At 59.7% G+C, this 12,926-nt stretch carries 12 protein-coding genes and 1 pseudogene; 6 read left to right on the forward strand and 7 right to left on the reverse strand.

Translation table 11 applies throughout. The features are described from left to right. Positions 1 to 4: 4 nt before the first annotated feature. Positions 5 to 754, reverse strand: coding sequence for a DsbA family protein (locus JJ869_RS06325; RefSeq protein WP_292265385.1), 750 nt, complete (start codon positions 752 to 754; stop codon positions 5 to 7). 21 nt (positions 755 to 775) lie between these two features. Further along, entirely contained in the window at positions 776 to 2,113 is a 1,338-nt protein-coding gene (locus JJ869_RS06330; RefSeq protein WP_292265386.1) for a M48 family metalloprotease, read from the reverse strand. Positions 2,114 to 2,169: 56 nt separating this feature from the next. On the opposite strand from JJ869_RS06330, the gene JJ869_RS06335 reads away from it, so the two are divergent. The 5 genes from JJ869_RS06335 (at position 2,170) to JJ869_RS06355 (ending at position 9,449) form a co-directional block, all read left to right on the forward strand. Further along, a complete protein-coding gene (locus JJ869_RS06335; protein WP_292265387.1) occupies positions 2,170 to 3,324 on the forward strand; it encodes an aminotransferase class I/II-fold pyridoxal phosphate-dependent enzyme in 1,155 nt (384 codons plus the stop codon). Positions 3,325 to 3,401: 77 nt separating this feature from the next. After that, on the forward strand, positions 3,402 to 4,619 hold the full coding sequence (locus JJ869_RS06340) for an N-acetylmuramoyl-L-alanine amidase (protein ID WP_292265388.1): 1,218 nt from the start codon (positions 3,402 to 3,404) through the stop codon (positions 4,617 to 4,619). A gap of 114 nt (positions 4,620 to 4,733) precedes the next feature. Then, entirely contained in the window at positions 4,734 to 7,286 is a 2,553-nt protein-coding gene (locus JJ869_RS06345) for a PBP1A family penicillin-binding protein (protein ID WP_292265390.1), read from the forward strand. A 98-nt stretch (positions 7,287 to 7,384) separates the two neighbouring features. Continuing rightward, positions 7,385 to 8,509, forward strand: coding sequence for a peptide chain release factor 2 (gene prfB, locus JJ869_RS06350; RefSeq protein ID WP_292265391.1), 1,125 nt, complete (start codon positions 7,385 to 7,387; stop codon positions 8,507 to 8,509). 148 nt (positions 8,510 to 8,657) lie between these two features. After that, positions 8,658 to 9,449 carry a DUF2189 domain-containing protein gene (locus JJ869_RS06355; protein ID WP_292265392.1) on the forward strand — a complete coding sequence of 264 codons (792 nt, stop codon included), beginning with the start codon at positions 8,658 to 8,660 and terminating at the stop codon, positions 9,447 to 9,449. Between the two features lie 13 nt (positions 9,450 to 9,462). Here JJ869_RS06355 and JJ869_RS06360 read toward each other — a convergent pair whose 3' ends face one another. The 4 genes and pseudogenes from JJ869_RS06360 to JJ869_RS23135 all read right to left on the reverse strand — a co-directional run. After that, positions 9,463 to 9,696: a hypothetical protein gene (locus tag JJ869_RS06360; protein WP_292265393.1), complete on the reverse strand. Its 234-nt coding sequence runs from the start codon at positions 9,694 to 9,696 to the stop codon at positions 9,463 to 9,465. Next, positions 9,693 to 10,841, reverse strand: a complete 1,149-nt coding sequence (locus tag JJ869_RS06365) for an aromatic ring-hydroxylating dioxygenase subunit alpha (RefSeq protein ID WP_292265394.1) — start codon at positions 10,839 to 10,841, stop codon at positions 9,693 to 9,695. The genes JJ869_RS06360 and JJ869_RS06365 overlap by 4 nt, the downstream gene beginning before the upstream one ends. 102 nt (positions 10,842 to 10,943) lie before the next feature. Further along, positions 10,944 to 11,237 (reverse strand): hypothetical protein, encoded by a 294-nt coding sequence (locus JJ869_RS23130; protein ID WP_366510412.1) that lies wholly within the window; start codon positions 11,235 to 11,237, stop codon positions 10,944 to 10,946. A 315-nt stretch (positions 11,238 to 11,552) separates the two neighbouring features. Continuing rightward, positions 11,553 to 11,738, reverse strand: a pseudogene (locus tag JJ869_RS23135) (helix-turn-helix transcriptional regulator); the annotation flags it as partial. 266 nt (positions 11,739 to 12,004) lie between these two features. Here JJ869_RS23135 and JJ869_RS06375 point away from each other — a divergent pair. Next, on the forward strand, positions 12,005 to 12,382 hold the full coding sequence (locus JJ869_RS06375; RefSeq protein ID WP_292265397.1) for a hypothetical protein: 378 nt from the start codon (positions 12,005 to 12,007) through the stop codon (positions 12,380 to 12,382). Between the two features lie 56 nt (positions 12,383 to 12,438). Here JJ869_RS06375 and ilvN read toward each other — a convergent pair. After that, the coding region (gene ilvN / locus JJ869_RS06380) for an acetolactate synthase small subunit (RefSeq protein WP_292265399.1) at positions 12,439 to 12,926 on the reverse strand (488 nt) is incomplete at its 5' end.

Below are 12,926 nucleotides of genomic sequence, written 5' to 3' on the forward strand. Positions count from 1 at the left end.
AAGCTTACCGCGCTTCAGCCACGATCTGTTGCATCGCGTCCAGCGGAACATATCCCCGGATCAACTGGTCGCCCATCACGAAAGACGGCGTGCCATTGATTTGCAGCGCTTGCGCCAGTGCGCGGGTCGATGCCAGCTGCTCGGTGATACTTTCGCTGTCCATGGCGGAAATCACCGCGTCCGCATCGAGGCCCAGTGTATCGGCCAAACGGCGCAGCACGGTGTCGTCCAGATCACCGTTCAGCACGATCAGCGCTTCTTTCGCAGCATGATAGGCGTCGTCACCTGCCACTTCGCGGGCGGCCAGCGCGAAGCGGGACGAGATCACCGAATTTTCGCCGAGGATCGGAAATTCCTTGGCGATATAGCGGATATTCCCATCCAGTTCGAGAAGCTGGGTGACTTCAGGGTGCGCACGGCGGCAGAATCCGCAACGGTAGTCGAAGAATTCGACGATTGTCACGTCGCCTTCGGGATTGCCACCCACCCAGGAATAGCCGTCGTTGAAGATTGCATCGGCGTTGTTTTCGATCAGCGCCACATCGCCTTGCGCCTGTTCCGCAGCCTGACGTTCCTCAAGCACCTGAACCGCTTCCATGATCACTTGCGGGTTTTCCAACAGGTAAGCGCGAACTTGCGCTCCAAAGGCAGCACGTTCGGCATCCGACATTTTGTTGAGATCAAGATCAGCAGCCTGAACGCCTGTTGCCAGAAGCAGGGCGGCGAAAGATGTGGCGAGGCGGGTTTTCGACATGAGGGTCTCCAGTCATCAGGCTCAGCGCCGCGCGGCGCGTTGAGCAGCACTTAGCACATCCTGTGCGCGTTGCCATGGGCCTGATCCGCGCGGCAGCGCGCCTTCGGCCCGAGTGGCGTGAATGGCGGCATCCTTGAACCGCCCCTGGACGGCATACCGTTCCGCCGTCACGAGGGATGCCATCGCGTTCTGCCCGATCTTGGCATAGGCGGTGGCCAGATCGCGCAGGATGCGCGTGTCGCTGAAATCCCGTCCGCGGGCTGCTTCGAGCGTTTTGACCGCCTCCTGCGGATTGCCAGCGGCCAATTGTGCGCGGCCCAAGCCTCCGAGGAGCAGCGGTTCACGCGGTGCAAGACGGGCTGCGGCTGAATAGACCTTCACCGCATCTGACGCGCGACGGGATTCGAGCAGGATCTGGCCCTTCAGTTCGCGTAGAAACGGATCGTTTGGACGCGCGGAAATGGCCGCGTCGATATTGCTGATGGCCCGGCCCAGATCGCTTTGCCGATGATAGGCCACAGCCTTGCGCATCTGCGCGATATCCGGCGACAGGCTTTCATCCGCGCGGCGCAACGTCCACGCAGGTGCACGGGTAAAGGCGGACAGCTTGCCCTTGGCGCGCGCAAACCAATAGGCGGCGGCAGGATCGGGTTTGGCTTCTGCTGACGCGCCTGCCACCAAGCCCTGTAGGGCTCGCAGCCGGTCGCGGGACAAGGGATGCGTGCGGATGTAAGGGTCCTGTCGGCTTTCAGCCAGCGCATCCTGCCCCCTGAACAGGTTTTGAACTTCGATGGCCCCTTGGGGATTTATCCCAGCACGCAAGAGGTAACGGACCGAACTGATATCGGCAGAGGATTCTTCGGCCCGTGTATGGGCCAGAAAATTGCGCATGGCCGAGGATTGCACACCGAGCCCAAGACCAACCGCGGCCTGTCCATTGCCCGCTGCCGCGGCTGCCGCCGCAAGGACCATGCCCAAACCGGCGGCCGTGCGCGCGGTTTGCATGTTTCCCAAGCGGCGCGAGATATGGCCGTTGGCGATATGCGCGGCCTCGTGCGCAATCACCGCCTGAAGCTGCTCTGCGCTGTCCAGTTTCGTCAACAGACCCGAGTGGATGAAGATGTGCTGCGTGTCGACGATAAAGGCGTTGAGCGTGCCATCGTCGATCACGAGGATTCGGATTTGGCCGGGGCTCAGACCTGCGGCGCGCAACACGGGTGTCGCCAGTTCTTTCAGCGAATATTCGATATCCGCATCGCGCAGCAATGTGATGGCGCGCGCCGGGGCTGCGGCGATCAGCGCGGTCAGGCACAGGATCAGCCCTGTCACCCGCAAAAACTGCAGCGTCGCGTGATACATTGACCTTGCCCTGTGTTCGCCCCTAGGTCTGCCGCCATCAGTGTAGGGAGAGAATGATGCGGAACTCAAGCCGTGGGGCGGTTGATCCCTTTATCGTGATGGATGTCATGGAAGCCGCGCGGCAAGCCGAAGAGGCCGGTCGCCACATTATCCATATGGAAGTGGGGCAACCGGGCACTCCGGCGCCTGCGGTATCACGCGATGCGCTGGCCAAAGCGATGAGCGACAATCCGCTGGGATATACGGTTGCTTTGGGGTTACCCGCGCTGCGTCAGCGCATCGCGCAGCTCTATGGCGACTGGTACGATGTCGATCTTGATCCAGCGCGTGTCGTGGTGACCCCCGGATCGTCAGGCGGTTTCATCCTGGCCTTTTCGGCGCTTTTCGATGCCGGGGACCGGATCGCGCTTGGGGCACCGGGCTATCCGTCCCACCGCCAGATCATGAAATCGCTCAACCTTGTCCCGGTCGAGGTTCAGACCCGCGCCGAGGCCCGGTATCAGTTGGAGCCGTCCGACCTGACCGGGCTGGATTACCAAGGCATGATGGTTGCCTCGCCCGCCAATCCAACCGGTACGATGTTGGACAAGGACGCGCTTGGCGCGCTGATCGGCGCGGCGCAGGACAAGGGCGCGGCCTTCCTCTCGGACGAGATTTATCACGGCATCGAATACGACCGGAAAGCGGTGACGGCATTGCAGATCAGCGATGATGTCTGCGTCATCAACTCGTTCTCCAAGTATTTCAGCATGACAGGCTGGCGTGTGGGCTGGCTTGTTTTGCCCCCTGACAATGTGCGGCAGGTCGAACGTCTGGCGCAAAACATGTTCATCTGTGCGCCGCATGCGGCGCAGGTGGCGGCCCTAGCTGCGATGGATGCGGGTGAAGAGCTTGAGGCCAATATGGCAGTCTACCGCGAAAACCGCCGCCTGATGATCGAAGGTCTACCCAATGCTGGCTTTGATCGGATCGCGCCGCCCGATGGGGCGTTCTATGTCTATGCTGACATCTCACATTTGACCGATGACGGCCGCGCCTTTGCCCGTGCCATTCTGGATGAGGCGGGCGTTGCCGTGACCCCGGGTCTTGATTTCGACCCGGTGCGCGGCGGCGGTACGCTGCGCTTTTCCTATGCGCGAGCGACGGCGGATATTCTGGAAGGTCTGGACCGGCTCGAACGGTTCATGCGCGCGAAAGGCCATATCGCCTGACCGGATCCGCACTGTCCTCAGAACAGCGAATCCGGTAATGTTCCACCAAAGGCCCGGTCAGAGGCCATGGTGAGTGAATGAGCGGTGTTCTGAAACGGATTGTGGCCTTTGTGCTATGTGCGGTGCTTGCAGGGCCGGTGCTGTCACAAGATCTCGGCGCTTTGGCGCGGTTCGAGACGGGCAATGTGCGCGATCGATGGGGCGCGACAGAGCTGCGGCTCGAGATCAGCCAAGGTGTGCCGTGGCGGGTGTTCACAATGACAAATCCGAACCGGCTGGTGATGGATTTCCGCGAAGTTCAGTGGGGCGAGGTTGATCCCAACACTCTGAACGCGTCGGACAGGATTTCGGCGGTGCGCATGGGCGCTTACCGTCCCGGTTGGTCCCGGCTGGTTGCCGACCTTGCAGAGCCCATGAGTGTCCAAACTGCCGAACTTGCCACCGATGCCTCTGACGGTGGGGCAACGATCACCGTCAAACTGCAAAGGACCGATCAGGCCGATTTTGATCAGACCGCCGGTGCGCCCCGGGATCCGCGCTGGGATTTGCCAGCACCGGCTTTGGTGGACACCATGCCACCGCGCGATCCCAACCGCGTCAGGATCGTGCTAGACCCCGGGCATGGAGGCATTGATCCGGGTGCGGAACGGGACGGGATCACCGAGGCCAACCTCATGCTGACCTTTGGGCGCGAATTGCAGGACGTCTTGCGCCGGGCCGGGGGCTTTGATGTCATTCTCACCCGGGATGGCGACTATTTCGTGTCTCTTGAAGCGCGGGTCGCTCTGGCGCGGGATGCCGGGGCGGACCTTTTCATTTCGCTCCACGCTGACGCATTGGCCGAAGGCGAGGCGCGGGGCGCTGCGATTTACGTGTTGTCGGAAGATGCCTCGGACGCCGCGTCGGCCGCCTTGGCCGAGCGGCACAACCGCGATGACTTGCTGGCGGGTCTTGATCTGAGCCAGTCCGACGACCGTGTCGCCAATGTGCTGATGAGCCTTGCGCGTCTGGACAATGCGCCACGCAGCGAGGCTTTGGCCAAACATATGCTGGAGGGCATCCGCAATGCGGTGGGACGGGTCCACAAACGCCCGTTGCGCAGCGCTGGCTTTTCCGTGCTCAAGGCGGCGGACATCCCGTCCGTGTTGCTTGAGGTCGGGTTTCTGTCAACCGAGGAAGACCTGAAGAACCTCAGCGATCCGATCTGGCGGCAGGGGATGGCCGCAGGTATCCGGGATGGCATCATCGCATGGCGCGACGAAGACCGCGCGCTGGCGCCTCTCAGGCGGAACTGACCAAGCCGCCGTGACCCTGCGTCATAGGCAACCGACTGCCGGTTCGAACGGCAATGTGTTTTGACCAAGCGCCCCCAATTTTGTAGGGGTACGGAACTGAAACAGAGGCAAACCGTGATCAGATTCATCCTGTCATTCTTCGGGGCCATCTTCACCCTTGTCACCATGGGCATGTTCATGGTGGCAATTGGCGTGGGTGGTATCTTCTGGATGTACAGCCGCGATCTGCCCAGCCACGAAAGCCTTGCGCAATACACCCCGCCGACGATCAGCCGGATCTATTCGGGCGAAGGCCGGATCATCGACGAATTCGCGCAGGAGCGCCGTCTGTTCACTCCGGCGAACGAAATCCCCGATCTGGTCAAACAGGCATTCATTTCTGCCGAAGACAAGAATTTCTACGAACACAAAGGCTATGACCTGCGCGGCATCGCGGCGGCGGCGTTTGATGCGGTTGCGTCGGGCGGACGTGATGTGCGCGGGGCGTCGACCATCACCCAACAGGTGATGAAGAACTTCCTGCTGTCCGGTGACCGTCAGGCGGAACGCAAGATCAAGGAAATCATCCTCGCATCGCGCATCGAAGAGACGCTGAGCAAGGAAAAGATCCTTGAACTTTACATGAACGAGATCTTCCTCGGTCAGAACTCCTATGGTGTCACTGCCGCGGCGCAGACCTATTTCAACAAGTCCTTGGTGGAACTTGCCCCCCACGAGGCTGCAACGCTGGCCTCGATGCCCAAAGCGCCGTCTGAATTCCACCCGGTGCGCCGCAAGGACCGTCTGCTGGCGCGGCGAAACTTCGTGCTGAAAGAGATGTTCGAGAACGGTTATATCGCCAAACAGGTTTACGATTCAGAAGTCGCGATGCCGCTCCGTTCCGTTCAAAACGGCGACTATGACCCGTTCCGCGATGCCCTGCCGCCCCGCAACTACTTCACCGATGAAATCCGTCGTCAGCTGAGCGAAGATTTCGGCGAGGGCGAATTCTTCTCGGGCGGTTTCAGTGTGCGGGCAACGCTTGATCCCGAGTTGCAGGTCGAAGCAGAAGATGCGCTGCAACGCGCGCTTGAAAGCTATGATCGATCACAAGGCGTCTGGCGCGGCACAGGCAAGACCATTCCGGCAGATCAGTTGACCAGCACCGATGCTTGGCGCGAAGCCTTGGCGTCTGTTGAAATCGCTCGCGACATCCGTCTTGAAAACCCGTGGTATCCAGCCGTTGTGCTCGAGGTCGGAACAAACGACGCGCGCATCGGGATCGAAGGCGTGCCGGATGACGAGGACGGTCACTGGATTCCTGCCAATGATGTGCAGTGGGCGCGCAAGCGCAACGATGACGGATCGCTTGGCCGCAAAGGTCAGGTTGCTGGTGATCTGCTTGAGGTCGGCGATGTCGTGCATGTGCGCCGCATGACAGCGGACAACGATGGCAGTTTCATTCGCTGGACGTTGCGGCAGGTGCCCGAAGTGCAGGGCGCGTTCATGGCGATGGACGTGAACAACGGTCGTGTCATCGCCATGCAGGGTGGTTTCAGCTACCAGCATTCGGTGTTCAATCGTGCGACGCAAGCACAACGCCAGCCGGGGTCAAGCTTCAAACCCTTCGTTTTCGCCGCGGCGTTGGACAGCGGCTATTCGCCTGCGACGATCGTCGTTGATGCCCCGATCGAGATCGACACTCCGCAGGGCATCTGGCGCCCGCAGAACGCGTCCAACAAATTCTATGGCCCCACACCTCTGCGCACCGGGATCGAACAATCCCGGAACCTGATGACGATCCGTCTCGCGCAGGAAGTCGGCATGGATATTGTCGCACAATATGCCGAGAAATTCGGGGTTTATGACAATATGGGCCGCGTTCTCGCCAACTCATTGGGGGCGGACGAAACCACGCTTTACAAGATGGTCGCGGCCTATGCGATGTTCGCCAATGGTGGCGAACGAGTGGAACCCACCTTGGTGGACCGGGTGCAGGATCGCTATGGCAACACCGTCTACCGCCACGATCAGCGCGTCTGCCAGGATTGTACATTGGCCAGCCTGCAACCGGGCCGTGGCCCCACTGTGACGAGTGATCGTGAGCGTGTGATGAACGCGGTCACGGCCTACCAGCTCACATCCATGATGGAGGGTGTGGTGGAACGCGGCACAGCACGAAGCACGGTCAACCTGCCAGTTCCGACAGCAGGCAAGACTGGTACGACAAATGACGCGAAGGATGTGTGGTTCGTCGGCTTTACATCGAACATCGTGGCGGGCTGCTATATTGGCTACGACCAGCCGCGCAGCCTTGGACGCGGTGCGTCGGGTGGCGGGATGTGCGGCCCGGTGTTTAACGCCTTCATGCAAAAGGCCGTGGCCAAATACGGTGGCAGCGCATTCAAGCCGCCGGAAAGCTGCCAGTTCATCAAAATCGACCGTAACACCGGGGCGCGCCTGTCTGACTCGGCCAGCGGTGACAACGTCGTGGCCGAGTGTTTCCGCGAAGGCGAAGAGCCGATCTTCGGTATCCAGTTCGACGGTGGTTTCGCGATGGGGTCAAACTTTGAACTCTACAGCTCCAGTGGCCAACCGTCCAAACAGGTCACCACGTCAAGCGGTGGAACTGCGATCGTCGGTCCAAAAGCGTCGTTTGGGACCCTTTCCTCGGGTGGCCTTTACTGATCTGTCCACGCCAATCGCACAGGTCGCGCTGCCTTGAAGGGGCGGCGTGGCTGGTCTATCACCAAGTCTGACCAAGGCCCGAGCATACAGGATCGCCAATGCGCGCTGAAATCCAGAACACCGTTGAACAGATTGAAAAATCCCTCAAGCTGCTGGCGCAACGACTGAATTGGGACACCGCTCAGCACCGGCTGGAGGAATTCAACGCGCGTGTCGAGGATCCGAACCTCTGGGACAACCCGGAAGCGGCGCAGAAACTGATGCGCGAGCGGCAGATGCTCGTCGACGCCATCGAGACCTACAGCTCGATCAAGCAAGACCTCAAAGACAATGTCGAAATGATCGAGCTTGGCGAAATGGAGGATGACAAGGAAGTCGTCGCCGATGCCGAGGGTGCGCTGAAAGCGCTGGCCGACAAAGCCTCAAAGAAGGAACTTGAAGCGCTGCTTGATGGCGAAGCGGATGGCAACGACACCTTCCTTGAAATCAACTCGGGCGCGGGTGGCACGGAGAGCTGCGACTGGGCCAACATGCTGGCGCGGATGTATGTCCGCTGGGCCGAACAGCATGGCTACGAGGTGGAATTGCAATCGGAAACTCCGGGTGAAGAAGCGGGTATCAAATCTGCTGCCTACAAAATTACGGGCCCGAACGCCTATGGCTGGCTCAAGTCGGAATCCGGCGTGCATCGCCTTGTACGGATTTCGCCCTTCGACAGCGCCGCAAAACGCCACACGTCATTCTGTTCGGTCTGGGTCTACCCGGTTGTGGACGACAATATCGAGATCGAGGTGAACCCGTCCGACATCCGGATCGACACCTATCGGTCCTCGGGTGCGGGTGGTCAGCACGTCAACACCACCGACTCGGCGGTGCGGATCACCCACATGCCGACCGGGATCGTCGTGACCAGTTCGGAAAAGTCGCAGCACCAGAACCGTGATATCGCGATGAAGGCGCTGAAATCCCGCCTCTACCAGATGGAGCTGGACCGCCGGAACGAGGCGATCAACGCCGCACATGAGGCCAAGGGCGATGCGGGTTGGGGCAACCAGATCCGGTCCTACGTTCTGCAGCCATACCAGATGGTCAAGGATCTCCGCACCGGGCATGAAACCTCGGACACGAAAGGTGTGCTGGATGGCGATCTCGACCCGTTCATGGCGGCCACACTGGCGATGAACGTATCAGGCAAATCCCGCGCCGACGCCCGCGCCGACTAGGGCCAGCGGTTTCCCGAAGAGGTGGAATTTTCCGGTCACGGAAAATCGGCGATGCGTCGACGCATCGCCGCGCATCACGAACGTGTTGCCAAATCCCGCCGCAATCGCTTTCATGCGAGGGCGCGAACGTCATGCTGGGGAGCAAGGCATGAGGGAGACCCCTGAACTTGGTGTGTCGACACTGGGGCCAGTGTCGTCTGAGATTTTTCGCACCGCATTGCGTCGTGGATGGAACGACCTGATCAGGGCACCGGGCTACGCGCTGTTCTTCTCCGGTGTCTATGTCGTGACAGGCTGGATCATCACATGGATCACCCTGTGGTCCGGGACAACCTACTGGCTGGTGCTCGCTGCCATCGGCTTTCCACTGATCGGCCCCTTTGCCGCAGTCGGCTTCTATGAAGTCAGCCGTCGGTTGGAACAGGGCGATCCTTTGGTGCCATCAGAAATCCTGAGTGTCGTCGTGCAACAATCACGGCGGCAATTGCCTTCGATCTGCGCGATCATCATCATGGTGTTCCTGTTCTGGTTCTTTCTGGCCCACATGATCTTCGCGCTGTTCCTTGGTCTGAGCACGATGACGAATATCTCGACGTCGCCTGATGTCTTCCTGTCTGCAAACGGGTTGATGATTCTGGCGGTGGGAAGTCTCGTCGGTGCTCTGTTCGCGATCCTGCTGTTCAACCTCACAGTGATCGCGCTGCCGCTCCTGTTGGACCGAGAGGTGGATTTCGTGACCGCCATGATAACATCGTTCCAATATGTGATGTCCCAGCCGGTTCTGATGCTGGGATGGGGCGCGTTCATTGCGGTGACGACATTTGTCGCGCTGCTGCCGGGTTTTCTCGGGCTGTTCATCGCGTTGCCGGTTCTGGGACACGCGACGTGGCACCTTTACGATCAGGTGCGTCACCCGCCGATCCGGCAGGTCAGCGAATGATGGGCTGATCCGCTCAGAGGTCGGACGGGGCAGGGGTGTCCCTTCCCATTCGCACCAGCGCCTGCTTCAAATCGGAACTGCGCGTGTCTCCGGCTTCGAGCGCAAAGACATAGGCATGAGTGAGGTAAAACCCCGCTGCCTGTTCTGTCGTTGCCGCATCCGCCGCTTGGCGATACAGGCGGATCAAAGCATCCATGTCGCCACGGGCATGAGCGTCCAGCAAGGCCTGATCCAGAGCATCGGTCATTTGCCCGAGCGATGTTCTGCAATCCGGCTTGCCGCCCATCGGTGGAAGCAATGCGTCGGCCCGTCCATGGCCGGTGAAAACCGCCCGCCGTCAAAACCCGGCGCGCTCCGACCACGCTGCATGCCTTCCACGACAAAGATGTCTTCTTCGAAAACAACCTTCCACTGTTCCGCATTCCGCTGGCGCAAAGCCTCATCCGTGTTCGGGCTGGCGTAATAGAGATGCACGAACTCTTCCGTTTCGGCCGGCCCGTTCGGACGCAGAACAATCGCAAAGGCGTGGTCGCGGTGGACACCCAGAAGAACATTGGGGTAGATCGCCAGGTATTCCGCGCCTGCGTCCCATTTGGCATCCAGATCGTCGAAATCCGGGAAGATCGCGCCTGCCTCTGACGTCAGTTGGCGATAGACCAGCGTGCCCTGGCCCGACGTCAGGCCGTCCATTTCGATATTGTAGTGATCTTCCAGCCGGGAATAGCTGTTCAATCCCGGATGCACCCAAGGCAGATGGTAGCTTTCGCAGTAATTCTCGACCGCCAGCTTCCAATTTGCCTTCACTGTCAACGTGAATTGGCTGTCTGGGCCGCCATGATGGATCGGCTGCTCATAGTCTGACCAGCGCGCGATCACATCCGCCATGGCCTCATCGAACGCTGGCGCAGTGCCGGACAGGTTGATCCAGACCACGTCCCTCCAGACATGGCTGCGCACGTCGATCAGACCCAGCGTGTTGCGGTCCATCTCGGCATGAGAGTTGAACCCCGGCCCGCCCACATGGGGCGTCGCCACCAGTTGGCCTTGGGTGCTGTAGCACCAGGAGTGATAGGGACAGCGGATCGCGCCTTCGATCTTCCGCGGCGCCTCGACCAGGATCATGCCGCGATGTCGGCAGATGTTCTGGAAGACGCGAACGGTCTTGTCGCGGCCGCGGATCAGCAATAGCGGGATGCCAAGGAACGTGATTGGGACAGCGTCCCCCGGTTCTGGCACATCTGACGCCACGGCCAACCCGGCCCAACCCGCGCCGAAAAGCGCATGGCTTTCCTCGGTGAACTTCTCGGGATCGGTATAATGCGCATTTGGAAGCCCTCGTGCTTGGGCTGTCGGTCTCTGCACATCTGACAACAGGGGATCAAGAACCGTCATTGCCACCTCCAATGCGTTGATTGGATGTCATGGTCGGCACCCGACCGACGGTGGTCGCGTCCAAACACGACACTCGCTGCCGCACTTGGACCAATACGATGCCTAGTAGAATGGTTCGCCGACGCGCAATTGTGTCCGTTCATAGGCCACAAGATCATTGGCGGAACAAAAACCGGACTGCCGTGCCGCCCGCCGCACCTTGGCGCCATCGCGTCCCAGGTATTCATAGACAAGCCGTGCGATCCGCGATCCCGCAGTGCTTTCCCGAACCGTGCGCACGGTGTAGCCGACCCAGTAATTGTTCTGGAAGGACGGCACCTGCGCCAGAAAGTTGAAGGATGTCGTCAGCGCATTTCTGCGGCTGACCAGTCCCGCGATCCCGCCTTCCTGTGCCATAAGCAATCCGCGAAACTCGCGACTCTTTGGGTCACCGGGCAAGCCCTGTTGCGCCATCGCTTCTTTTGCTTCAAAGCCACGCAGAAAGGTTGCCCCGTCCTTCCTGTAGACGTACACAAGTCCTTGTACGAATTGTGTCTCGTCCAGAAAACTGCGACGAACAAATCTGTAAAAACCGGCAGGAAAAATCGTCTCCTGCAGTTGTGCGACGCCACCGGACAGAAAATCGTTAATTTCCGGATGGTTCAGTAAAGATTTCGATCCAAAGCCGATTTCAGACAGGGGTTCAAGAATGATACGTGCGTCCACGTTGAAATATTGGCAGATTCGAAACAGGACGTCCGGTCTTGGGAAACTCTCTCCCGAAAGATACCGATTGAACTGGGTGCGATTGATTCCGAGGTCCCGGCAAAGTGCTGAGACAGAGTCGGTCGATTTCACCAGTGCTCGAAGATTGGCCCCGAGTGTGTTGCGCAGTTCGGAGGGACTTGGTCGTGTCACGTTGAATGGCTTTCAAATCAAACGTTTTAGTTTCGATCACCTTTTAACATCGCGCACTCGTACTCATCATGGTCGGCTTAGAGTCCAGAGTACCCACTTTGGGGCTCTCCGACCAGAAGTGATGCTAACCAGTATCAATGGTGACGCGAATCCGCGTCAGGGTCAATTGGCGTTGACACAAAAATTTCACCTCCCGACGCAGACTGCGGGATGTCCTGACGCCAAGAAAATTAACACATTGGGCTTCTAAGATGGGGAACCTAACTATGAAACCGCAGAATATGTTCGGTGTCGTGCTGTGGGCAGACGCAGCCGCACGAAAGGCTGTGATCTGGTGCGAAGACCAAGGCGAACTTGCTTTTTACACACCTGGAGAAGGGAGCGTCCATGACGCGCCGGTACTTGATGCTGGGGATCTCATCCAATTTGATGTGATCGTTCAGCAAAACGTTCGCACGGCACGCAATCCGCAGGTGTTGATGCCGTCGCATTCACCTGATCTTCCGAAGAAACTGCGCACAGGAGCGCGTCCAAGTGCAAACAGCTCCGCACCTGCAAAAACATCACATGGCTCGCAGAAAGTCGTGTCGCTGGCGCAGTATTTCGACTTGGACGCGCCAGCGAAGGTGGCCTGTTCAGGGTAACGACGTGATCAAACACTGTCGGGGAGCGTCAACTCCCCGACCCAAGGTCTCACGCGTCACACGCCGCGCGACAGCGCTGCAACACCCGTGCGTGCGACTTCGACCAGCCCGAGCGGCCGCATGAGGTCAACGAACGCGTCGACTTTTTCAGGCGTGCCCGTGATCTGAAAGACAAAGCTTTGCAGCGTGCTGTCGACAACCTGCGCGCGGAAGATGTCGGCAAGACGCAGCGACTCGACGCGCCTTTCGCCCGACGCTTCGACCTTGATCAGCGCCAGCTCCCGCTCGACCGATCCGCCTTCGACCGTCAGGTCATGCACCTCGTGCACCGGAACGATCCGGCCAAGCTGTGCCTTGATCTGCTCGATCACCTGCGGTGTGCCCGTGGTCACGATGGTGATCCGGCTCGTGTGACCGGCATGATCCACTTCGGCAACAGTCAGGCTGTCGATATTGTAGCCGCGGCCGGAAAACAGCCCGATCACCCGTGCGAGGACGCCCGGCTCATTGGCGACAAGCACCGCAAGCGTGTGTGTCTCCTGCA

Source organism: Marivita sp., from assembly GCF_017643905.1.
Lineage (GTDB): Bacteria > Pseudomonadota > Alphaproteobacteria > Rhodobacterales > Rhodobacteraceae > Marivita.